This is a genomic window from Pseudomonas sp. VS40 (genome assembly GCF_018587885.1).
Classification (GTDB): Bacteria; Pseudomonadota; Gammaproteobacteria; order Pseudomonadales; family Pseudomonadaceae; genus Aquipseudomonas; species Aquipseudomonas pergaminensis.
The window spans coordinates 525,324-545,355 of record NZ_JAGYWD010000005.1 but is presented as its reverse complement, the minus strand read 5'-3'; the positions used below and the strand labels follow the sequence as shown (position 1 = coordinate 545,355).

The window sequence follows — 20,032 nt, the reverse complement described above, 5'->3', positions numbered from 1 at the left end:
AAATTCGAACGGGAGAAACGCGGTCACTGTAGGAGCCGGCTTGCCGGCAATGGCGTACTTGAGCCATGCAGCGATGCCAGGGGCCTTATCGCCGCCAAGCCGGCTCCTACAGGTCCGGTTTCAAGAAGTGGTGATACGCCAGATCCCAAACGGCATCTGCGGCTCCAGCCGCATCCACTGGCTTTTGCCATACCAGGTCCAGCGATGGCCGTTCATCAAGTCTTCGCCCTGGGTCTCGGCGTCGTCCGGCAGGCCCAACTCCCACAGTGGCAGCTCGAAATGGGCTTCTTGGGCATTGAAGGGATCAAGGTTCACTGCAACCAGGATGAAGTTGCTGCCATCCTCGCTGCGCTTGCCGAAATACAGGATGTTGTCGTTCCAGGCGTTATAGAGGGTGAGCCCCAGGTGCGTCTGCAACGCCGGGTTTTGCCGGCGAATGCGGTTGAGCTGGGCGATCTCGGCAATGATATTGCCCGGCGCGGTGAAGTCCCGAGGGCGGATCTCGTACTTCTCCGAGTCCAGGTATTCCTCTTTGCCCGGCACCGGCGCCGCTTCGCACAACTCGAACCCTGAATACATGCCCCACAGGCCTGAGCCCATGGTCGCCAGCGCGGCGCGGATCAGAAAGCCCGGACGGCCGGATTCATGCAAAAACGGCGGGTTGATGTCCGGCGTATTGACGAAAAAGTTCGGCCGGTAGCATTCGCGCCACGGCGATTGGTTCAGTTGCGTCAGGTATTCGCTCAGCTCGGCCTTGGTATTGCGCCAGGTGAAATAGGTGTAGCTCTGGGAATAGCCGACCTTGCCCAAGCGCGCCATCATCGCCGGCGTGGTGAATGCCTCGGCGAGGAATATCACGTCGGGGTACTTGGCGCGCACATCGCTGATCAGCCATTGCCAGAACGGCAGCGGCTTGGTGTGGGGGTTGTCGACACGAAAAGTCTTCACGCCCTCTTCCACCCAGCCCACCACGATATCGCGCAGCTCGGTCCACAGGCCCGGAATGGCGTCCGCCGCGTAAAAGTCGACGTTAACGATGTCCTGATACTTCTTCGGCGGGTTTTCCGCGTATTTGATCGTGCCGTCCGGACGCCAGTTGAACCAGCCCGGATGCTCCTTGAGCCACGGGTGGTCTTGGGAACACTGGATGGCAAAATCCAGGGCGATTTCCAGGCCATGCTCGGCGGCGGCCTGCACCAGGCGCCGAAAGTCATCGCGGCTGCCCAACTGCGGGTGGATGGCCTCATGCCCGCCCTCTTCGCTGCCAATCGCGTAGGGGCTGCCTGGATCATCGGGCCCGGCGGTCAGCGAGTTGTTCTTGCCTTTGCGGTGACTTCGGCCGATCGGATGGATCGGTGGGAAGTACAGCACGTCAAAGCCCATGTCATGGATCATCGACAGGCGCGAGTGCACGTCATTAAAGGTGCCGTGGCGCGCGGGATCGTCGGTGATCGAGCGCGGGAACAGCTCGTACCAACTGGCGAACAGCGCCGCTTCGCGCTCCACATCGATGGGGTACACCGTGCTGATGCTTAGATAAGCGCGATGATCGGCCTGGGTCATCAAGTGTGCACTGTCTTCGTGCATGAACAGCGCGACCTGCTCGGTTTCCAGCAGGCCGGACAGTTCGTGGTGCAGCAGCATCAGGCGATCGCGCAGTTCATTGTCACTGCGCTCGGCGGCCTGCAGCACCAGGCTGCGGCCTTCCTGCAGTTCCAGGCTGACCGGCACGCCGGCCTCATGTTTTTTGCGCAGTTCGTAGCAGAAGCTGGCGAAGGTATCGATCCAGGCTTCGATGCAGTATTCGTGGGGGCCTTGCTGGGTGACGGTAAACGCACCCTCCCAGCCATTGTTGCCCACATCGGTCATCACCACGCTATGCCAGCTTTCGTCCTGCAGCGGGCGCCAGCGGATCAGCACGGCGAGCTTGTCATGGCCGTCGGCGAACACTTTGCTGGTGACATTCACCCGTTGGCCAACCACGGCCTTGACGGCGAATTCGCCGCCGTCGATCACGGGGGTAGTGCTTTCGATCGCGATCCTGGGCAGCAACAGCGCCTGGGACAGCGGCAATATGGAGGTGTCTGGAACCTGTGTTTCAGCAGTCATCGAGCATCTTCCCCTTACGCCCTGTGGACGCTCTTTGCTTGATCCGGATTCTTCAGGCAGCCGCATTCTTCCTGAGCATGGCCGTAATAGGTCCGAGCCTGTGCCGTCGACAAAAGTTCAGGTGGATATGCCGCCATTGGGCGGGGAATCAATTTGCCCACGCGACTGTCCACCGTTAGAGCAAAGCACAAAGGAGGCCACACTGATGAATATCCCGATCCCGGCTGAAACACCGGACCCGAATATCGACAACCCCACCCTGCCGCCCACCGAACCGGAGCCGATTCCGGAAAAGGAACCGCCGGAACACCAGCCGCCTCCCGTGGAGGAGCCGCCGACAACTATGCCGCCCGTGATCGTTCAGCAGGTCTGATCACAGCAATCGTAGAAGCGGCTTGCATAGCCGCTCCTGCTTATTACCATTATCGATAGGATAGTTAGAAATCGTTCTATAAAACTGTCATAAATGACAGTTCGCGTGCGACAGCGAAAGTGAGAGCGTGCAGTGCAGACCTCATCACTAACGTTATCTCGGAGCGATAGAATGAAAAAGACAGTCGCCTTGCTACCGCTATTTATAGTGTCATTGACCGCAAACGCGGCAGGCTCTGATCAACCCCTCGACATCCATGTTGCTGAGAAACTCAACAGCCGGTACCAAGACACTTCAGTACACTGTGAAAATGGCGCAGCCGCCTATCATTGCAATGGCGTGCTCATTCGGGTAACAGATACCGTTACCACCTCGCTCCGTGAAAGGGAACGCAACGCAGCGTCATTTTCATATCTTCGCGCAGATACAGGCATCAAGAAGCTGTTTTCAACAGCATCTGGCGTCATCGTGAACGCGCTGCCTGAAGCAGCCTTGCCGACACTGACGGCACGCTGCTCCTACGTCACCAACGGCGCAACGGATCGACGCCCCGACGCCTGCGGTGTCACTGACGACCCTTTGCCTGGTTACGAGTTCGAGTGGAGCCGTCCCTGCGCTAGCCAAAATATACACAATGCAGAAGCATGGCTAGACCATTGGAACAAGGTACAGCCGGCCTATTTCTATACCTGCTCCTTCGATGCGTCGCCTGAGCAATTCGCAGTAAGCGTAAAAGCGCGAGAACTCTTAAACACTAGCACACGCGAACGATGGAACGAGGTTGTGACCACTGCCTGGCCGGATACAGCAATCAAACAGATGCCATTCCAGGCATTGTTCTATAACGTCGCTAACAGTAATGGCCGTGATCAAGTCATAAAGCTTCAAAACGACTATTACAAACACACACATTCTTTGTTGCCCGTAGTGAGGCTGGACTTGCTCGCTAACGACCAACAGATCTTCTCCTACCACCACGAAGACCAGACCACTATTCCTATGTTGCAACGTTTGCAGCCACACAATTAATACATCACGACGTCTCGTCGCGGTCCAGTCGTCGCACAATTCTCGGCATGACACTGAACACCGCCAAGGCCAGCAACGTACTCAGTACCGCTGTCGATTCCCGGCCCAACCCGGCCGAGACCCCAATCGCAGCGGTCATCCACAGGCCGGCGGCGGTGGTCAGGCCTTTGACATGGCCTTCTTCGTCGTCCTTGCCTTTGATGATGGTGCCGGCGCCCAGGAAACCGATCCCGGCAATCACGCCTTGCACCACCCGGCTCATGGCGTCCGCCTGGTTACCAGACATCTGCGGCACCATCACAAACAGCGCGGCGCCCAACGCCACCAGCATATGAGTGCGCACCCCTGCTGCCTTGCCCTTGCTCTCGCGTTCAAACCCGAGGATGCCGCCCAGGATCGCGGCGATCAGCAAGCGCACCGTGATCTGGGTGAGCTGCCTGGCGTCGCCGATATCGGCAAATTCAGCCTGCAGGGTTTGCAACACTTCATGCCACCAGGCGTCCATGGATGCCGTCCTTTGTCATTGTTGGTAAAGGATTGACAGCGGCGACCGCCAGTCAGTTGCCTGGAACCCCTACACATCGGTAGGCCCTAACCTTACATAGCTCACAGATAAGGAGAACGGCATGCCCATTCGTATCGAAAACCAGCTGTGCTACTTCATGCTCGACGACAACGGGCAGGAACAGAGCGTGCCAGCGACCCGGGTCAATATCGTGACCGACACCGACAAATCCATGTCGTATGTGGAATTGGCGGCCGAGCGCATCTATATCACTGAAACCGAGGCCGACGCCCTGACTGTTGCCGGGGCCCATGATGGGCGCCAGCATGTAAAGGCCGAAGAACCTGGTTCGCTGATTTGATTGATCTGTATCAGCACGCCCGGAATAACGCTGCACCTCAATAGCCACGGGGTGCAGCACATTGTCGCAGCGCCCCGCCCGTACGCCATCTGATCCGCTTTTTATCGCCATACCTGAGTCTGTTATGCAAACAGCCCCACGCGCATAGTTCATGCGCCTGATGGAGGCTGATGAGTGAACGACCATGAGCGAAAGAATCCCAACCGTGGACACCTTTGAGCCCATACACCCAAAGAAGGTGAAGGCCAAATCCAGCGACAACCTGATTCATACCCGCAGTTTCACCGGCCTGTTCCGCACCTTGCGCGTGGGCGGTGCAGGCTTTCTGTTCCTGGCGTTTTTCGGCACCGTGTGGCTGAACTGGGGCGGTCGGCAAGCAGTGCTGTGGGACCTGGCTGAAAGCAAATTCCACATCTTTGGTGCCACGTTTTGGCCCCAGGACTTTATCCTGCTGTCGGCGCTGCTGATCATTTGCGCGTTCGGCCTGTTTGCAATCACGGTGTTTGCCGGTCGCGTGTGGTGCGGCTACACCTGCCCGCAAAGCTCGTTTACCTGGCTGTTCATGTGGTGCGAGAAGGTCACCGAGGGCGAGCGCAACCAGCGCATCAAACTGCAAGCGGCGCCCTGGAGCCTGAACAAAGTGGCGCGGCGCTCGGCCAAGCACACGCTGTGGTTGGGTATCAGCGTGCTGACCGGGCTGACCTTTGTCGGCTACTTCACGCCGATCCGCCCACTGGCCGCCGAGTTGCTGACCTGGCAAATGGGCGGCGTCAGCCTGTTCTGGGTGCTGTTCTTCACCGGCGCCACCTACATCAATGCCGGCTGGTTGCGCGAAGCGGTGTGCATGCACATGTGCCCCTATGCACGGTTCCAGAGCGTGATGTTCGACAAGGACACCCTGACCATTTCCTACGACGTGGCCCGCGGCGAACACCGTGGCCCGCGCAAACGTGAGGTCAACCCCGCCGACGTCGGCCTGGGCGATTGCATTGACTGCCAGTTGTGCGTACAGGTGTGCCCCACCGGTATCGACATCCGCGACGGCCTGCAAATGGAGTGCATCGGCTGCGCGGCGTGCATCGACGCTTGCGATTCGATCATGGACAAAATGGGCTACCCGCGTGGGTTGGTGAGCTACACCAGCGAACATCAACTGCAAGGCGGCAAGACTCACCTGCTACGGCCGCGTCTGATCGGCTACAGTGCCGTACTGTTGGTGATGATCGCGGCCCTGGTGGTGGCCTTGGTGGAACGGCCAATGGTGTCGCTGGACGTGACCAAGGACCGTGGCATGTTCCGCGAGAACGCCCAGGGCCAGATCGAAAACATCTACAGCCTCAAGGTGATCAACAAGACCCAGCAACGCCAGGACTATCGCCTGGAACTGGTCGACGCCGATGGCTTCCAGTTGCAAGGCCAGACCGAGATCAGCCTGGCGCCGGGAGAAATCAGCGACGTGCCGGTGTCGGTGGCGCTGCTGGCGGATAAACCGGTGAGCACTTCGCAGACCCTACGCTTCAAGGTCTCGGATGTGCGCGAGCCATGGATCTACAGCGCCGCCGATAGCCGCTTCGTGGCGCCGCTGAACCGCTGAAATCTGTCTGAATATGTGGAGATCCAAATGTGGGAGCGGGCTTGCCCGCTCCCACATTTTAATCGCTGCCAAGTCTGAAAAACTGTTAAGGCCCCCATGAAACGCTACGAAAAATTCGCCGATGACATCGCAGAACTGATCCGCACCGGCGTCCTCGGCCCCGGCCAGCGGGTGCCCTCGGTGCGCTATGCCAGCCAGACTTACGGCGTCAGCCCGTCCACGGTATTCCAGGCCTACTACCTGCTGGAGCGCCGTGGCCTGATCCGTGCGCGGCCGCGCTCCGGCTACTTCGTCAACACCCATGCGCCCAGCCCGTTTTCCGAGCCGGTGGTGAGCGAACAGGTGCATGAGTCCACCGAGGTGGATGTCAGCGAACTGGTGTTCTCGGTGCTCGACTCGATCAAGGACCCCAACACCGTGCCCTTCGGCTCGGCATTCCCCAGTCCCATGTTGTTCCCGCTGCCGCGCCTGGCGCGCTCCCTGGCCAGCGCCAGCCGAGAGATGGACCCGCGCCTGGTGGTCACCGACATGTCGCCGGGCAACCCGCAACTGCGTCGGCAAATCGCCCTGCGTTACATGGTCGGCGGGCTGATGTTGCCCATGGAGGAACTGCTGATCACCAATGGCGCCCTGGAGGCCTTGAACCTGTGCCTGCAAGCCGTCACCGAGCCGGGTGACCTGGTGGCCATCGAGGCGCCGGCGTTCTATGCCTGCCTGCAAGTACTGGAACGCCTGAAGCTCAAGGCCGTGGAAATCCCCGTGCACCCGCGCGACGGCATCGACCTCAATGCCCTGGCGCAAACCCTGGAGCGCTACCCGATCAAAGCCTGCTGGACCATGACCAGCTTCCAGAACCCGATGGGCGCGACCCTGCCGGAAGCCAAGAAACAGGCGCTGGTAGAACTGCTACGTGGCCATCAGGTGCCACTGATCGAAGACGACGTGTACGCCGAGCTGTACTACGGCCAACAGGCACCCAAGCCGGCCAAGGCCTTCGACACCGAGGGTCTGGTGATGCATTGCGGCTCCTTCGCCAAGAGCCTCGCCCCCGGCTACCGCGTGGGCTGGGTCGCGGCCGGGCGTTTTGCGCAGAAGGTCGAACGCCTGAAATTGATGACCTCGCTGTGCCCGTCCATGCCGGCCCAGGCAGCGATCGCCGATTACCTGCAGCACGGCGGCTATGACCGGCACCTGCGCAAATTGCGCTATGCCCTGGAAGAACAGCAAAGCGCCATGCTGGCCGCCATCGCGCGCTACTTCCCGGCACAGACGCGGGTGAGCCAACCGGCCGGCGGGTACTTCCTGTGGCTGGAACTGCCGGAGCAGACGGATTCATTGAAGCTGTTCCAGATGGCCTTGGCACAAGGCATCAGCATTGCGCCGGGGCCGATCTTCTCGGCAACCCAGCGCTTTCGCAACTGCATTCGCTTGAACTACGGCAGCCCGTGGACCGAGGCATCGGAAAAGGCCATGGAGACGTTGGGGCGGATTGTGCGTTCGTTTTGAGCCAAGGGTCGCCTGCACTGGCGCCATCGCGGGCAAGCCCGGCTCCCACAGGGTACGCATTCCATGTGGGAGCCGGGCTTGCCCGCGATGGCGTCAATCGGTCAACGACCGCCCCCCAGGTCCAGAAACGTCCCGGTGGCATACGACGCCTTGTCCGAGAGCAACCAGATAATCGCTTCCGCCACTTCATCCGGACGCCCGCCCCTGGCCATGGGGATGCCGGACTCGAGCTTGCTGACCCGGTCCGGGTCGCCGCTCAGGGCATGGAAGTCGGTGAAGATGTAGCCAGGCCGCACCGCATTGACGCGAATGCCTTCACCAGCGACTTCTTTGGACAAACCCAGGGTGAACGTATCGATCGCCCCCTTGGACGCGGCATAGTCGACGTACTCGCCCGGCGACCCCAGGCGCGCGGCCACCGAAGACACATTGACGATGCTGCCGCCCTGCCCGCCATGCTTGGGCGACATGCGCAGCACCGCGTGCTTGGCGCATAGGATCGGCCCGAGCACATTGGTCTTCATGACTTTAAGGATGCGGAACTCGGACATCTCATCAACGCGGGACTTTTGCCCTACCGTGCCCGCATTGTTGACCAGTGCCGTGACACGGCCCAACTCGGCGTCCACACGGTTGAACAGCGTGATCACTTCATCTTCGATGCTCACGTCCGCACGCACGGCAATGGCCTGGGCGCCCAGCGCGCGCACCTGTTCCAGTACGCGATGGGCCGCCTCTTCGTCGGACTGGTAGTTGATGCAGATGCGATAGCCCTGGCGAGCGGCCAGCAATGCCGTCTCGGCGCCAATCCCACGACTGCCCCCGGTGATGATGAGGACTTTGTCCATGCGCGCGGTCTCCTGATTCAACCTGATGTTTAGGGTTGGATCCAAGAATAACCGTCACGCACGGCTTTTGTCAGGCGCTACCGCGTCTTCGGCGCGCTGGATATCCGCCATGAACCCATCCGCCGGCAGCGGATGGCCGAGCAGATAACCCTGCAAGGAGTTACACCCCAGCCGCGTGAGGAAACTCTGCTGCACATCGGTTTCCACACCTTCGGCGACAATGCGCAGCCCCAGGGCCTGGCCGAGGGCGACGATCGCGGAAACGATGGCCGCGTCGTCGCTGTCGTGTTCCAGGTCGCGCACGAAGCCTCGGTCGATCTTCAGCTCGTTGGCCGGCAAGCGCTTGAGGTACATCAGGCTGGAATACCCGGTGCCGAAGTCATCGATGGACAAGTCGACGCCCATGTCCGACAGTTGCTGCAATACCGTCATGCTTGCGTCGGCATCGCTCATGGCGGTGGTTTCGGTGATCTCCAGGGTCAGGCTGTTGGCCGGCAACTGGTGACGCTCCAGCGCTGCAGCCACACTCTTGACCAGCCCGGCGTGGCAGAACTGCAGCGCGGACAGGTTCACGGCGATGCGCCAGTCTTCGTAGCCCTGGGCGTACCACAGGCTCATCTGTCGGCATGCTTCGTTGAGGACCCATTCGCCGATGGGAATGATCAGACCGGTCTTTTCCGCCAACTCGATAAACATCCCCGGCAGCAGCACGCCCTGTTGTGGGTGCTCCCAACGCAGCAGGGCTTCGGCACCCACCGGGATCCCGCTGACCGCGTCAAACTTGGGCTGGTAGTACAGGCGGAATTGCTCCTGCTCCACCGCGTTGCGCAGGTCTTGCAACAGTTGCAATTGCTTGCGCGCATTGGTGTTCATCGACGCATCGAAAAAGCTGTAGCCGTTCTTGCCCACGCCCTTGGCGTGGTACATCGCGGCGTCGGCGTTCATCAGCAGTTCCTGGGGGTTGTTGCCATTGCCCGGGAACATGGCGATACCGACACTGGCGGAGATCTTCAGCTCATGTTCGGCCACCTGGAACGCGCGGTTGATCAGCACCACCTGGCGCTCGGCAAGGCCAAGGGCGTCATCCGGCTGGGTCAGTTGCACCAGCAATACAAACTCATCACCGCCAATGCGCGCCAGGGTGTCGTGGCTGCGCAAATCTTCGCGCAGGCGCTGGCCGACTTCGCGCAGCAACTGGTCACCCATATGGTGGCCAAACGCATCGTTGACGGGCTTGAAACCGTCCAGGTCGATAAACATCAGTGCGAAACAGCCGCCCTGCTCTTTCACCGCTTGCATGGCTTGCTGAATACGGTCGGCGAGCAGCGTGCGATTGGGCAGACCGGTCAGCATGTCGTGCAGCGCCAGGTGGGTGAGTTCCTGGTTGGCTTGGGTCAGGGAATCGGCGAGCACCGCCGTGCGCGCTTCCAGGCGCGCATCAAGCAGCGAGGTCAGCAGAGCGATGGCCAACACGGCGAGGGTGGTCACCAACACCAGGTTATCCAGGCCCTTGCCGCTCAGCCCGTTCAACGCCGCACCGCAGAAACTTTCATCGGCAAAACGCGCTGCCGCCATGCCGGTGTAGTGCATGCCGACGATGGCAAAGCCCATCACCACCGCAGCGCCGCCGCGTGCCAGACGCACGTACGGGGTATTGCGACGCAGGTTGAAAGCGATCCACAGCGCCGCGCCGCACGCCCCCACCGCGATCAGCAATGACGCGCCAAACAAGGTCGGGTCGTAGTCGATACCGGGTGTCATGCGCATCGCGGCCATGCCGGTGTAGTGCATGCACGCAATGCCAGTGCCCATGATCAGCGCGCCCAAGGCCAGTTGCCAGGCGGGCAAGCGTGGCTGGCTCACCAGCCACAAGGCAAAGCCGCTGGACAGCACTGCGATCAACAGCGACAGCGCGGTGATACCCAGGTCGAACCCCAGGGCAAACGGCAAGCGCAACGCCAGCATGCCGATGAAGTGCATGGACCACACCCCTACGCCCATCGCCATGGCGCCGCCGGTTATCCATAAATAAACAGCGCGGCCCTTGGCAGTGGCGATGCGGCCGGACAGGTCCAGCGCGGTGTAGGAAGCCAGGATCGCGACGAACAGCGAGATCACGACGAGTGAGGGTGAATAACTACCGATGAGCATGGGACTTCTCGTGCGCAACGGGCCTGAGACGCCCGTGCCAGGTGGCAAAGCGGGCGATTGTAGCGAGAATAATTCTTGCGCAGTTGATTAATTATCAGAGCGCCATTAGTGGCATTTTGACGCCAATCTACCGGCTAAAGAACGCCGCGGATTGCGCGGCTATTCCGGTTTTTCTGTAGCCGTGGCTTGCCGGCGATACAGGCGCCTCGGTACTCAGAACGACCGAATTGATGCCATCGCCGGCAAGCCGGCGCCTACAGGCGCCTGGCCGTTGGGCATCAGTCCTTTTCGGCGATTGGGGTCTGCCCGTCCCAGCCGCCGCCCAATGCGGCGATCAGTTGCACGCTCGCCACCAGGCGCGTCTGCAGCAAGGTCAGTACGGTGCGTTCGTTGCTCAGCGCCGTGGCTTGCACGGTGACCACGTCCAGGTAGGCAATCAGGCCGGCCTTGTACTGGTTCTGGGTCAGGCGCAGCGACTCACGCGCGGCCTCCAGCGCTTCGTTGCTGACCACCGCCTCGTCTTCCAGCACCTTGAGCTGCACCATGTAGTTTTCCACTTCACGGAAACCGTCCAGCACGGTCTGGCGGTACTTGGCCACCGTCTCGTCATAGGAGGCCACGGTTCGGTCGACTTCCGCCGAGCGCTGGCCGCCATCGAACAGGGTCATGGCCAGCTTCGGCCCCACCGACCAGAAGCGGTTCGGCAGGCTGATCCAGTCGGCGTAGGTGCTGCTGGAATAACCCCCGGCCAGGCTCAGGCTCAGGTCCGGGTAGTAGGCAGCCTTCGCCACGCCGATATTGGCGTTGGCAGCGATCACCGAGCGTTCCGCCGAGGCGATGTCCGGGCGGCGCTCCAACAGTTGCGAGGGCAGGCTCACCGGAATCTGCGGCAACGCGGGGATGTCCTTGCTCACCGCCAGGTTGAAGTTGGCCGGTGCCTCACCGATCAACACCGCAATCGCGTTTTCCAGTTGGGCGCGCTGCCAGATCAGGTCGATCAGGCTGGCCTGGGTGGTCTTCAGCTGGGTTTGCGCCTGGGCCACCGCGTCCTTGCCGGAAACCCCGGCACGGTATTGGTTTTCGGTCATTTGCAGGGAGCGCTGATAGGTCTCCAGCGTGGCTTGCAGCAAGCGCGTCTGTTCATCCATGACGCGCAGTTGCAGGTAGCTTTGCACCAACTCCGACTGTTGACTCAGGCGCATCGCCGCCAGGTCCGCCGAGCTGGCTTCGGCGCTGGCCTCATTGGCTTCGAGGCCTCGGCGCAACTTGCCCCAGATGTCGGCTTCCCAGCTCACGCCCAGCTGCGCATTGAGGGTGTCGCGGATACCGCTGCTGGAGCTGCTGAGGCTGGCGTTACTGCTGCCGGTGCCCTGGCTGGCGCGGGTTTTCCCGACGCTCAGGTCGACGGTGGGGTAAAACGCCCCGCGTGAACTGCGCACCAAGGCCTGGGCCTGGCGAAAACGCGCTTCGGCCTGGGCCACAGTCTGGTTGGAGGTGTTCAGGCGCGTTACCAGGTCGTTGAGTTGGCGGTCGCCGTACAATTCCCACCAGGCGCCACGGGCCAGGGAGTCGCTGGGGGTGGCCTGGCGCCAGCCCTGGGCTTCCTTGAATTGCGCCGGCTCGATGACCTCTGGCCGGTGGTAGTCCGGGCCAACGGCGCAGGCGCTGAGCAACAACGCCAACCCCACCGTAGGTGCGAGCTTGCTCGCGAAGGTCGTCAACGATAACGCGCCCAACCGGGAGGTATGCGGTGCCTGGGCGTTTATCGCCGGCAAGCCGGCTCCTACAGGGGAATGCGGTACGCCGGGCGTCGTTGAATCGCGCGGACGTGGTGCATTGGCGTGAGTTGAATCGGTCATAGCGCAGTGTCCAGGGCAGCATCGGTACGCACGCCGCGCCATTTGTTGAAGCGATGGCGCGCGCGGTCGAGATAGAGGTAGACCACCGGGGTGGTGTAAAGGGTCAGGATCTGGCTGAACACCAGGCCGCCGATAATCGTCAGGCCCAGGGGGCGGCGCATTTCCGCGCCGTCGCCCGCGCCCAGCAGCAACGGCAAGGCGCCGAGGATCGCCGCCAGGGTGGTCATCAGGATCGGGCGCAAGCGCAACAGGCAGGCGCTGCGGATCGATTCCAGCGGGCCCAGGCCGTCGTTGCGCTCCAACTGCAACGCCAGGTCGATCATCAGGATCGCGTTCTTCTTCACCACCCCGATCAACAGGAACAGGCCCAGCAAGGAGATCAGGCTGAACTCACCCCCCGTCAGGTAGATGGCGAGCATGGCGCCGACCCCCGCCGAAGGCAGGGTCGAGAGGATCGTCAGCGGGTGAATGTAGCTTTCATACAAGATGCCGAGCACCAAGTACACCGCCACCAGCGCGCCCAGGATCATGAACGGCTGGCCCTTCTGCGTGGCCGCGAAGGCATCGGCGGTGCCGGCCATCTTGGCGATCACGTCCTCCGGCAAGCCAACCTTGGCAATCGCCCGCTCGATGGCGGCCGTGCCCTGCTCCACCGTCACACCGGGCGCCATGTCGAAGGCGATGTTTTCCGAAGCGAACTGGCCTTCGTGGCTCACGCGGTCGTCGGCCAGGCTGTTCTCATAATGAGCGATGGTCGACAACGGCACCCGCGCGCCCTCGGCAGTGATCACCTGCATCTGGTTGAGGGTAATCGGGTCCTGGGCGTACTTGGGATTGACCTCCATCACCACCTGGTACTGGTTGAGGCTGTCGTAGATGGTCGAAATCTGCCGTTGGCTGTAGGCGTTGTTGAGCACCGCCGTGACCATGTCCATGTCGATGCCCAGGCGCTTGGCCTGGTCGCGGTCGACCACCAGCGTGACTTGCGCCGCGCCCCGGCCCTCGCGGGCGTCGATGGCGGTCAGCTCCGGCAGTTCACGCAAGGCCGCCACGACTTTGGGGTACCACAGGCGCAGTGCCGCCAGATCGCCGCTTTGCAGGATGTAGGAATACTGCGCGCTGGTCTGGTCGCGGCTGCCGCCAAATTGCAGGTCCTGGTCGGCCATCAGGAACAGCCGACCGCCCGGTACGAGCGGCACGTCCTTGCGCAGGCGCTCGATCACCGCCTGGGCAGAAATCTTGCGCTCACTGATGGGCTTGAGGCGTACCAGCATCACCGCGTTGTTGGTGCCGTTGTTGCCGCCGATAAAACCGGCCACGCTGAGCACCGCCGGGTCCTTGAGCACCGCCTTGCGGAAGGTTTCCATCTTCGGCTGCATTACGCTGAACGACAGGCCGTCGTCACCGCGTACAAAACCGATCAACTGGCCGGTGTCCTGCTGCGGCATGAAGGTCTTTGGCACCACCACGTACAGCGCCACATTCATGCCGATGGTCAGCAACAGGCTGAGCAGGGTCAGCCGACGATGGCGCAACACCCAGTCCAGGCTGGTGGCGTAGCCGGCGACCATGCGGTCGTTGATCTTCTGGCTCCAGCGCTGCAGACCGGTCATCTGGGTTTTGACATGGGGCTTGAGCCAACGCGCGCAGAGCATCGGGGTGAGGGTCAGCGAGACAATCAGCGACACAATGATCGCGGCCGACAGGGTGATGGAAAACTCGCGGAACAGGTTGGTGACAATCCCGCCCATGAACAGGATGGACAGGAACACCGCCACCAGCGACACGTTCATCGACAGCAAGGTAAAGCCGACTTCCTGGGCGCCCAGGTACGCGGCCTTCATCGGGGGCACGCCTTCGTCGATGTGCCGGGAAATGTTTTCCAGCACCACGATGGCATCATCCACCACCAGGCCGGTGGCCAGGATCAATGCCATCAGCGAAAAGTTGTTCAGCGAGAACCCGTACAGGTACATCACCGCAAAAGTGCCGACCAGCGACACCGGCACCGCCAGGGTCGGGATCAGCGAGGCGCGGAAGTTACCGAGGAACAGGTACACCACCAGGATCACCAGGCCCACGGCGATGAGCAAGGTCATCTCGGCTTCGTGCAAGGTCGCGGTGATCACCGGCGAGCGGTCCATGGCCAGGCTCAGCTTGACGCTGGACGGCAGCACCGCCTGCAACGCCGGCAACTGCGCCTTGATCTGCCGGACGGTCTCGATGATGTTGGCGCCGGACTGGCGGTTGATCACCAGCAGCACCGCCGGTTCGTTGTTGAAGAAACCGCTGTTGTAACGGTCTTCCACGCCGTCACTGATCTTGGCCACGTCGCCCAGGCGCAGGGCCGCGCCGTTCTGGTAGCGGATCAGTAGCGGCTCGTAGTCCTTGGCCTTTTCCAACTGGTCATTGGCCTGTATCTGCCAGTTGCGCTGGCTGTCTTCCAGGGAGCCTTTGGGCCGGCGCTGGTTGGCGTTGGCAATGGTGTTACGCACGTCGTCGAGGGCCACGCCGTACTGGTCGAGGGCCTTGGGTTCCAGTTCGATGCGCACCGCTGGCAGGGAGCTGCCGCCGATCTGCACCTCGCCCACACCGGGCACTTGCGAGAGGCTTTGCGACAGAATGGTCGAGGCCAGGTCGTACAGCTGGCCCTTTTGCAGCACGTCCGAGGTCAGCGACAGCACCATGATCGGCGCCTGGGACGGGTTGATCTTTTTGTAGGTGGGCATGCTGCGCATACCGCTGGGCAACAGGTTGCGCGAGGCGTTGATCGCCGCCTGCACTTCCCGCGCCGCGCCGTTGATATCGCGGTCGGAATCGAACGCGAGGATCACTCGGGTCGAGCCCTGGCTCGACGAACTGCTCATGGTGGTGATGCCGGCAATCGCGCCAAACGAGCGCTCCAGCGGCGTGGCCACGGTAGACGCCATCACCTCGGGGCTGGCGCCGGGCAAGCTGGCCGACACCACGATCACCGGGAAGTCGATCTGCGGCAGCGGCGACACCGGCAGCAGGTTGAAGCTGACACCGCCCAGCAAGAGGATCGCCAGGCTCAGCAGCATGGTCGCGACCGGCCGGCGAATGAAAGGTCCGGACAGGTTCATGACTCAACCGGCTCCAGGCTTTGCGGCTCTTTGCGCCAGCGGCGGCCAAGGCGATCGAAATACAGGTAGATGACCGGTGTGGTGAACAGCGTCAACACCTGGCTCACCAGCAGGCCGCCGACCATCACCAGGCCCAGCGGCTGACGCAATTCCGCGCCGGAACCGGTGGCCAGCATCAACGGCACCGCGCCGAACAACGCCGCCAGGGTGGTCATCAGGATCGGCCGGAACCGCAACAGCGCCGCCTGGTAGATGGCGGTCTGCGGGTCGAGGCCCTGGTTGCGCTCGGCGTCGAGGGCGAAGTCGATCATCATGATCGCGTTCTTCTTGACGATACCGATCAGCAGAATGATGCCGATGATCGCGATCATGCCCAGGTCATTGCCACTGAGCAGCAAGGCCAGCAAGGCTCCCACCGCTGCCGACGGCAAGGTCGAGAGAATGGTGATCGGGTGGATATAGCTCTCGTAGAGCACGCCGAGCACGATGTACATGGTGACCACCGCCGCCAGGATCAGCAGCAAGGTGCTCGACAGCGACGCTTCGAACGCCTGGGCCGCGCCCTGGAACTGGGTCTGCACGCCCACCGGCATGCCGATGTCTTTCTGGGTCTGGTTGATCAGCTCCACGCCTTTGCCCAGCGCGACGCCGGGCGCCAGGTTGAACGACATCATCACCGCCGGGAACTGGCCGATATGCGCAATCGCCAACTGGGCCTGGCGCTGCTCAACATGGGCCAGGCTGGACAGGCGCACCTGGCCGCCGTCGGTAGTTTTCACGTGGATCTGGTTCAGTGCCTCCGGGCCGAGGGTTTCGCCGGACTGGGCCTGCAACACCACGCGGTACTGGCTGGCCTGGGTGTAGATGGTGGAAATCTGCCGCTGGCCGAAGGCGTCATACAGCGCGTCGGTGATGGTCGATACGCTGACGCCCAGGCGCGAGGCGGCATCGCGGTCGATCACCAGGTACACCTGCAGGCCTTTGTCCTGCAGGTCGCTGGCGACGTCGGTAAGTTCGGGCAACTGGCTCAGCGCGTGGACCAGTTTTTCGCTCCACAGCGCCAACAGCTCGGCGTCCGGCGACGACATGCTGAACTGGTACTGGGTGCGGCTGACGCGGTCTTCGATGGTCAGGTCCTGCACCGGCTGCATGAACAGGCGAATGCCCACCAGCTTGTCGATTTCCGGTTGCAGGCGGGTGATCACCTGGGCGGCACTCAGGTCGCGCTGGCCGTGGGCCTTGAGGTTGATCAGCAGGCGCCCACTGTTGAGGGTGGCGTTGTCGCCGTCCACACCAATATAGGATGACAGGCTTTCCACGGCAGGATCGGCCAGGATGATCTTGGCCAACTGTTGCTGGCGCTGACTCATGGCCGCGAAGGAAATCGACTGCGGCGCTTCGGAAATGCCCTGGATCACGCCGGTGTCCTGCACCGGGAAGAAACCCTTGGGCACCACCAGATAGAGGAATACGGTCAGGCCCAGGGTAGCGATGGCCACCAACAGGGTCAGCGGCTGGTGCTTGAGCACCCACTGCAGCATGCTGCCGTAACGTGCGATCAACCAATCGATCCAGGCGCCACTGGCCTTGTAGAAGCGGCTCTGCTCTTGCTCCTTGGGTTCACGCTTGAGCAAGCGCGCGCACATCATCGGCGTGAGGGTCAGGGACACCACCAGGGAAATCAGGATCGCCACCGCCAGGGTGATGGCGAACTCTCGGAACAGCCGCCCGACCACGTCAGCCATGAACAGCAGCGGAATCAGTACGGCGATCAGCGACAGGGTCAGGGAAATCAGGGTGAAGCCGATCTGCTTGGCGCCCTTGAGCGCGGCGGCCAGCGGGGTCTCGCCTTCCTCGATATAACGGGAGATGTTCTCCAGCATTACGATGGCGTCGTCCACCACGAAGCCAGTGGCGATGGTCAGGGCCATCAGCGTCAGGTTGTTGATGGAGAAACCGGCCAGGTACATCACGCCAAAGGTGCCCACCAGCGACAGCGGCACGGCGATGGACGGGATAATCGTGGCGCTGACCCGGCGCAGGAACAGGAACGTCACCATCACCACCAGGGCAATGGCGATGAGCAATTCGTGCTGAACGTCTTTCACCGAGGCGCGGATAGTCTGGGTGCGGTCGGTGAGCACCGTCACGTCGAGGCCGGCCGGCAGGTTATCGGTGATGCTCGGCAGCAGCGCCTTGATGCGGTCCACCACCTCGATCACGTTGGCCCCCGGCTGGCGCTGGATGTTCAGCAGCACGGCCTGGTTTTCATTGGCCCAGGCGGCAAGGCGTTCGTTTTCGGCGCCGTCGACGATCTGTGCCACGTCCTTGAGGCGCAGCGGCGCGCCATTGTTGTAGGCCAGGATCAACTCGGCGTATTGCTGGGGCGACACTAACTGGTCGTTGGCGTCGAGCATCGACACGCGGGTGGGGCCGTCGAAGTTGCCCTTGGGCTGGTTGACGTTGGAGGCGGCGATCAGGGTGCGCACATCCGACAGGTTCAGGCCGTTGGCCGCCAGGGCCTCGGGGTTGACCTTGATGCGCACGGCCTGGCGCTGGCCGCCGGCGATGCTGACCATGCCGACGCCGCTGATTTGCGCGATTTTCTGCGCCATGCGCGTGTCGACCAGGTCGTTGAGCTTGGGCAGCAGCATGGTCTTGGAGGTGATCGCCAGGGTCAGCACCGGGGTATCGGCCGGGTTGACCTTGTTGTACACCGGCGGTGCCGGCAAATCCTTGGGCAACAGGTTGGTGGCGGCGTTGATCGCGGCCTGCACCTGTTGCTCGGCGACATCCATATTAATGTCGAGGTTGAATCGCAGGGTCAGCACCGACGCACCGCCGGAGCTGGTGGACGCCATTTGCGTGAGGCCGGGCATTTGCCCGAACTGGCGTTCCAGGGGCGCGGTGACCGCACTGGTCATCACGTCCGGGCTGGCGCCGGGGTACAGCGTCATTACCCGGATGGTCGGGTAATCCACCTGGGGCAAGGCCGACACCGGCAACAAGCGGTACGCGATGATGCCGGCCAGCACAATGGCCAGCATGCTCAGCGTGGTGGCGACCGGGCGAAGGATAAACAGCCGCGACAGGTTCATGAACCGACCTTTTGCGCCTTGCCGGCGGTGGTGCCGGTCTCCCCTTTAGCCGCAGGCTTGCCTTGCAGGTGTTCGGTCGGGGTGGTCGGTACTTCGCTGCTGTCGTTGACCACTTCGATCTCGCTGCCGTCCTTGAGGCGGTCGGTGCCTTCCAGCACCACGCGGTCGCCGGCCTTGAGGCCTTCTTTGATCACGGTGTTGTCGCCATCGGTGTCACCCACCACGAGGGGCTGCACCTTGACCTTCTTGTCGCCGTCCAGCACGTAGACAAAGGTGCCGGTGTTGCCGAACTGGATCGCCGCCGACGGCGCCAGCACCACGTTGTGCAGGGTGTCGGCCAGCAGGTGCACATTGACGAACTGGTTGGGGAACAGCGCCTGGTCCTTGTTATCAAAACGCGCCTTGAATTTCAGGGTACCGGTGGTCACGTCGATCTGGTTGTCCAGGCTCTGCAGCACGCCGGTAGCCTGCTGCTTCACGTCGCCACGGTCCCAGGCTTCCACGGGCAGCTTGTTGCCGGCGTGGTAGCGGGCGAGCACGGTTTCCAGGGTGTTCTCCGGCAAGGTGAAGGCCACGCTGATTGGCTGGGTCTGGGTGATCACGGCGAGGAACGTGGTGTCGTTGGCTGCCACCAGGTTGCCCACGTCTACCTGGCGCAGGCCGACGCGGCCACTGATCGGCGCGCGGATCTTGGTGAATTCGAGGTTGAGCTTGGCGTCATCCACCGCGCCCTGATTGGTCTTGACCGTGCCCTGGTACTGCAAGACCAGCGCTTCGGCGGTGTCCAGGGTCTGCTTGGCGATACTGTCCTGGGCATACAGGTCGCGATAACGCTGGACATCGACCTGGGCGTTCTTCAGCTGGGCCTGGTTCTGCATCAGCGTGCCCTGGGCCTGGAGCAAGGCGTTCTGGTAGCTGCGCGGGTCGATCTCGGCGAGCAGGTCGCCGGCCTTGACCATCTGGCCTTCTTCAAAGGCGATCTTTACCAGCTCACCGCCCACCCGGCTGCGCACATTGATGGTGTTGAGCGCTGTCACTGTCCCCAGCGCCTTGTAGTACACCGGGAATTCCCCCAGTACCGCCGGGGCCACGCGCACTGGCACCGGGCCCGTGGAGCCACCAAAGCCCGGGCGCATCATCCCCGACTTGCCAGCATGCCCGGCGGGCTTCTGCTCAGTGCCATCCTTGTGGCTGCCGGGCCAGAATTTCCAGCACAGGCCGGCGATAACCAGCAGCACAAGCAGGCCGAACAGCCAGCGGCGGGACTTACGGGGGGAGGATTGCATGGATTGATCAACCATTGGGCGCGAGAGCTTCTTCTTTGGGAGGCTGAAAGATAAGCACTGGGGCGCATTAAGAAAAGCGCCTTTACCGGCTATTTACCTTGGGCTTACAACTTTTAACTTCTGACCTTAGTTCATCGGCTATTTCGCTAAGCCGCTGACCGACAAATAAAAACGGCCTGGACTAGGCCAGGCCGCAATCATGCATCAAG

Annotated in this window: 13 protein-coding genes; 5 read left to right on the top strand and 8 right to left on the bottom strand. The window is 62.0% G+C overall.

Annotation, left to right across the window (positions count from 1 at the left end):
• Window positions 1–120 precede the first annotated feature (120 nt).
• On the bottom strand, window positions 121–2,109 hold the full coding sequence (locus KHP07_RS18115; RefSeq protein ID WP_214497669.1) for an alpha-1,4-glucan--maltose-1-phosphate maltosyltransferase: 1,989 nt from the start codon (window positions 2,107–2,109) through the stop codon (window positions 121–123).
• A gap of 205 nt (window positions 2,110–2,314) precedes the next feature.
• Here KHP07_RS18115 and KHP07_RS18110 point away from each other — a divergent pair, with 205 nt between their 5' ends.
• Window positions 2,315–2,482 carry a hypothetical protein gene (locus tag KHP07_RS18110; protein ID WP_177409457.1) on the top strand — a complete coding sequence of 56 codons (168 nt, stop codon included), beginning with the start codon at window positions 2,315–2,317 and terminating at the stop codon, window positions 2,480–2,482.
• Between the two features lie 171 nt (window positions 2,483–2,653).
• The gene (locus KHP07_RS18105; protein WP_214497668.1) at window positions 2,654–3,511 is read left to right on the top strand and encodes a hypothetical protein; all 858 of its coding nucleotides are present in this window, start codon (window positions 2,654–2,656) and stop codon (window positions 3,509–3,511) included.
• A gap of 4 nt (window positions 3,512–3,515) precedes the next feature.
• Here KHP07_RS18105 and KHP07_RS18100 read toward each other — a convergent pair whose 3' ends face one another.
• Window positions 3,516–4,016: an MgtC/SapB family protein gene (locus KHP07_RS18100; RefSeq protein WP_078048183.1), complete on the bottom strand. Its 501-nt coding sequence runs from the start codon at window positions 4,014–4,016 to the stop codon at window positions 3,516–3,518.
• 121 nt (window positions 4,017–4,137) lie between these two features.
• Here KHP07_RS18100 and KHP07_RS18095 point away from each other — a divergent pair, with 121 nt between their 5' ends.
• The 3 genes from KHP07_RS18095 (at window position 4,138) to mapR (ending at window position 7,477) form a co-directional block, all read left to right on the top strand.
• Window positions 4,138–4,377 (top strand): DUF3203 family protein, encoded by a 240-nt coding sequence (locus KHP07_RS18095; RefSeq protein ID WP_078048182.1) that lies wholly within the window; start codon window positions 4,138–4,140, stop codon window positions 4,375–4,377.
• Between the two features lie 184 nt (window positions 4,378–4,561).
• Window positions 4,562–5,971: a cytochrome c oxidase accessory protein CcoG gene (ccoG, locus tag KHP07_RS18090; RefSeq protein ID WP_214497667.1), complete on the top strand. Its 1,410-nt coding sequence runs from the start codon at window positions 4,562–4,564 to the stop codon at window positions 5,969–5,971.
• 96 nt (window positions 5,972–6,067) lie between these two features.
• Window positions 6,068–7,477, top strand: coding sequence for a GntR family transcriptional regulator MpaR (gene mapR / locus KHP07_RS18085; protein ID WP_078048180.1), 1,410 nt, complete (start codon window positions 6,068–6,070; stop codon window positions 7,475–7,477).
• 101 nt (window positions 7,478–7,578) lie between these two features.
• Here mapR and KHP07_RS18080 read toward each other — a convergent pair whose 3' ends face one another.
• The 6 genes from KHP07_RS18080 to KHP07_RS18055 form a co-directional block, all read right to left on the bottom strand.
• Window positions 7,579–8,325, bottom strand: coding sequence for an SDR family oxidoreductase (locus KHP07_RS18080; RefSeq protein ID WP_214497666.1), 747 nt, complete (start codon window positions 8,323–8,325; stop codon window positions 7,579–7,581).
• A 54-nt stretch (window positions 8,326–8,379) separates the two neighbouring features.
• The gene (locus KHP07_RS18075; RefSeq protein ID WP_100490899.1) at window positions 8,380–10,476 is read right to left on the bottom strand and encodes a putative bifunctional diguanylate cyclase/phosphodiesterase; all 2,097 of its coding nucleotides are present in this window, start codon (window positions 10,474–10,476) and stop codon (window positions 8,380–8,382) included.
• Window positions 10,477–10,754: 278 nt separating this feature from the next.
• On the bottom strand, window positions 10,755–12,335 hold the full coding sequence (locus KHP07_RS18070) for an efflux transporter outer membrane subunit (RefSeq protein WP_214497665.1): 1,581 nt from the start codon (window positions 12,333–12,335) through the stop codon (window positions 10,755–10,757).
• Window positions 12,332–15,439, bottom strand: coding sequence for an efflux RND transporter permease subunit (locus KHP07_RS18065; protein WP_214497664.1), 3,108 nt, complete (start codon window positions 15,437–15,439; stop codon window positions 12,332–12,334). The genes KHP07_RS18070 and KHP07_RS18065 overlap by 4 nt, the downstream gene beginning before the upstream one ends.
• Complete coding sequence (locus tag KHP07_RS18060; protein ID WP_078048176.1) at window positions 15,436–18,537, bottom strand: MdtB/MuxB family multidrug efflux RND transporter permease subunit; 3,102 nt, start codon at window positions 18,535–18,537, stop codon at window positions 15,436–15,438. Before KHP07_RS18060 ends, KHP07_RS18065 begins: the two co-directional genes overlap by 4 nt.
• A complete protein-coding gene (locus tag KHP07_RS18055; protein ID WP_034104732.1) occupies window positions 18,534–19,838 on the bottom strand; it encodes an MdtA/MuxA family multidrug efflux RND transporter periplasmic adaptor subunit in 1,305 nt (434 codons plus the stop codon). Before KHP07_RS18055 ends, KHP07_RS18060 begins: the two co-directional genes overlap by 4 nt.
• Between the last annotated feature and the right edge of the window lie 194 nt (window positions 19,839–20,032).

What these genes read in the sequence shown, in the direction of transcription:
- KHP07_RS18110 (WP_177409457.1), top strand. Translation starts at nt 2,315, where the DNA reads ATGAATATCCCGATCCCGGCTGAAACACCGGACCCGAATATCGACAAC.
- KHP07_RS18075 (WP_100490899.1), bottom strand. Translation starts at nt 10,476, where the DNA reads ATGCTCATCGGTAGTTATTCACCCTCACTCGTCGTGATCTCGCTGTTC.
- KHP07_RS18070 (WP_214497665.1), bottom strand. Translation starts at nt 12,335, where the DNA reads ATGACCGATTCAACTCACGCCAATGCACCACGTCCGCGCGATTCAACG.
- KHP07_RS18055 (WP_034104732.1), bottom strand. Translation starts at nt 19,838, where the DNA reads ATGGTTGATCAATCCATGCAATCCTCCCCCCGTAAGTCCCGCCGCTGG.
- KHP07_RS18100 (WP_078048183.1), bottom strand. Translation starts at nt 4,016, where the DNA reads ATGGACGCCTGGTGGCATGAAGTGTTGCAAACCCTGCAGGCTGAATTT.
- KHP07_RS18080 (WP_214497666.1), bottom strand. Translation starts at nt 8,325, where the DNA reads ATGGACAAAGTCCTCATCATCACCGGGGGCAGTCGTGGGATTGGCGCC.
- KHP07_RS18065 (WP_214497664.1), bottom strand. Translation starts at nt 15,439, where the DNA reads ATGAACCTGTCCGGACCTTTCATTCGCCGGCCGGTCGCGACCATGCTG.
- KHP07_RS18105 (WP_214497668.1), top strand. Translation starts at nt 2,654, where the DNA reads ATGAAAAAGACAGTCGCCTTGCTACCGCTATTTATAGTGTCATTGACC.
- mapR (WP_078048180.1), top strand. Translation starts at nt 6,068, where the DNA reads ATGAAACGCTACGAAAAATTCGCCGATGACATCGCAGAACTGATCCGC.
- KHP07_RS18095 (WP_078048182.1), top strand. Translation starts at nt 4,138, where the DNA reads ATGCCCATTCGTATCGAAAACCAGCTGTGCTACTTCATGCTCGACGAC.
- ccoG (WP_214497667.1), top strand. Translation starts at nt 4,562, where the DNA reads ATGAGCGAAAGAATCCCAACCGTGGACACCTTTGAGCCCATACACCCA.
- KHP07_RS18060 (WP_078048176.1), bottom strand. Translation starts at nt 18,537, where the DNA reads ATGAACCTGTCGCGGCTGTTTATCCTTCGCCCGGTCGCCACCACGCTG.
- KHP07_RS18115 (WP_214497669.1), bottom strand. Translation starts at nt 2,109, where the DNA reads ATGACTGCTGAAACACAGGTTCCAGACACCTCCATATTGCCGCTGTCC.